The sequence below is a fragment of the Mesorhizobium sp. M7A.F.Ca.US.014.04.1.1 genome (assembly GCF_003998745.1).
Lineage (GTDB): Bacteria > Pseudomonadota > Alphaproteobacteria > Rhizobiales > Rhizobiaceae > Mesorhizobium > Mesorhizobium ciceri.
Genome location: NZ_RZRW01000695.1, coordinates 1 through 2,716 on the forward strand (window position 1 = coordinate 1; position 2,716 = coordinate 2,716).

A 2,716-nucleotide genomic window follows, 5' to 3' on the forward strand; every position below is an offset into this window, starting at 1 on the left:
GTCACCGTCATGCGTGACGGAGAAGTGAAGGGATCGGCACCTGTGCGCGATGTCAGCGATGACCAGATCCTCAACCTCATTGTCGGACGCACCGTTACCAAGCAATTTCCGCCCAAATCATCCGGTGTCATGAGTGGCGCAAGTGTTCTTGAGGTCAAAGGGCTTTCGGGCGCTGATTTCGTAGACATCAACATGTCGGCGCGTGGCGGCGAGATCGTTGGTATCGCCGGCATTACCGGAAACGGCCAGAGCGACTTCCTGCGTTCGCTGGCAGGTCTTGGAAATGCCCGTGGAGCCGTCACTCTGGACGGGAAGACCGTGCCGCTCGGCAACCCGGGTGCCGCTCGTAGTGCCGGAATTATCTATCTGTCTCCCGACCGCCAGCATGAAGGCCTTTTTCCCAGTCTTTCCGTGCGCGAAAACGGTACCATCTCGGCCCTGTCACGTTTCGCGAACTTTGGCGTCGTGAACCGTTCGCTCGAACGGCGGCAAATGGAAGCCCAGCGAGTGGACCTGAACATTCGCGCGGCATCGATCGAGCAGAATGTCGCCACGCTGTCTGGCGGGAACCAGCAAAAGACGATCCTGTCACGAGCTCTCCTGGCAGAGGCTTCACTCGTGCTGGCAGAGGAGCCGACAGCCGGGGTTGACGTGGGTGCCCGCGCCGAAATCTATCGCATCCTGCGTGACGTCGCTTCGCGCGGGACATTGGTGGTTATCGTCTCATCCGATATCGTCGAGCTTGAGGGCCTATGCGACCGCGTGCTGGTCTTCTCCCGTGGGCACGTCGTGGGCGAACTCTCAGGCCAAGACGTCAATGAGGCCAATATCGGCCGGACCATGATAACGGCCACCACCCATCGCAAGACCGACCAGCAAGGACGAGACAGATCCGGCACTACGCGCTCTTGGCTGCGAATGGTTGCCGCCGGCGACTATGTTCCAAGCTTCGTGCTTGCCGGGCTAATCGTGTTGCTGGGCCTGGTAGCGTCTGGCCACAACATTCGTTTCGTCTCAGGCTTCAACATCGAGAAGATCCTGTTCCTTTCCGCAGCACTGGCGTTCGTCTCCTTTGGCCAGATGTGCGCAGTGTTCACCGGCAGGATCGATCTGTCGGTCGGACCGTTGATCGGCTTGAGCCTCGTCATCGCGTCATTCTTTTTGAATGAAGGCGCCGGCATGGGAACGATAATCGTTGGCGTGTTGGCCGCGTTTGGCGCCGCAGCCCTCGTCGGCCTGACCAGCGGGACCTTGGTTCGGTTCGGGAACTTCACCTCCGTCGCCGCGACGCTAGGGGTTTACATCATCATTCAGGGCATCTCGGTGTTGCTGCGGCCCTATCCCGATGGAGCCATCAGCGCCACCGTCATGGATACCATCAAAGCCACAATCGGTAGCATTCCGGTCGTGTTCATCGTCGCGCTGGTCCTGGCAATCATCCTCGAAGTCGGTTTGCGCTACAGCCGTTGGGGAATGAGCTTGCGCGCCGTTGGCTCTAACGAGAAGGCAGCGGCGCATATTGGTGTGCGCACAGGCTGGACCGTCGTCGGCGCGTTCATCGCCTGCAGCTTGCTCACAGCGCTTGGGGGCATGATGGTGGTGGCGCAGCTCGGCATCGGCGATCCCAATCAGGGCATCGAATACACGCTGGGCAGCATTGCCGCAGTGGTCCTCGGCGGAGCCAGTCTCTTTGGCGGACGCGGCAGTTTCATCGGCGTGCTGCTTGGCGCCGTCCTGATCCAGGAAGTCAATTCATCGATGGTTTTCCTGGGCCTGTCGCAAGCCTGGCAATATTGGTTCATCGGCCTGCTGACCCTGATCGCAGTGGCAGTCTATTCACAGGCCCGGTCAGCGTCCATCGAGAGGCCGTGAAACGAACTGCCGCAGACTGGATATACAACGTCGAGTGCGCGAAGATCCGCTAAGAAGGCGCAAGATCTCCCCCAACCGCATGTCGACGCTTCCGCTCACTTGATGATGCCGATCTTCTTGCGATCAATGGTCACGAATACGGCGCAGACCAAAACCGTACCCTTGACGATATTCTGAAGGTACGGATCGACACCGGCCATGTTCATGCCGTTGGAAAGCAGAGTGATGATCAAAACGCCCAGCATGGTACCGACAACACTGCCTACGCCTCCAGTCAATGGTGTTCCGCCGACGACCACCGCGGCTATGACGTCCAGTTCAAGCCCCTCCCCGAGTTGGGCGGTGGCGGCCATGGCGCGCGCGGCTTGTAGCAAGCCGGCAATGCCGCACAAGGCACCGAGAAGCACATACATATAGATTTTCACGCGCGCGACCTGAATGCCCGTTAGAATGGCGACACGTTCCCCACCGCCTATGGCGCGAACCTCGCGCCCGAACACCGTCCTGTTGATGATGCCATACGCGACAACCATTAGCACCAGGCCAATGATCACGGAGTGCGGAATGCCCAAAGTCCGATTGGTATAGACATCAAGGAATTGCTCATCCTCGATCGAGACAGGAGCGCCACGTGTAAAAAGCAGCACGATGCCGCGATAGACCACCATCGCTCCCATGGTTGCGATGAAGGACGGCACCTTGCCTTTGGCCAGGAGAACACCGTTGATCAATCCGGCAACAGCACCGACGGCAATGGCGGGAATGATCGCCGCGGCGCCAAGGCTGTCAGCTGTCAATGCGGCTGCCAATGCCGCGAGTGCAACAATTGAACCGACCGAAAGAT

Annotated in this window: 2 protein-coding genes; one reads left to right on the forward strand and one right to left on the reverse strand. The window is 59.2% G+C overall.

The window, feature by feature from the left end; genetic code table 11:
* Nucleotides 1-1,872 (forward strand): ATP-binding cassette domain-containing protein (locus tag EOA22_RS30075; protein ID WP_127390452.1); only part of this gene is annotated, 1,872 nt, incomplete at its 5' end.
* A 95-nt stretch (nucleotides 1,873-1,967) separates the two neighbouring features.
* Here the strand turns inward: EOA22_RS30075 and EOA22_RS30080 are convergent.
* Nucleotides 1,968-2,716 (reverse strand): ABC transporter permease (locus tag EOA22_RS30080; protein ID WP_164756017.1); only part of this gene is annotated, 749 nt, incomplete at its 5' end.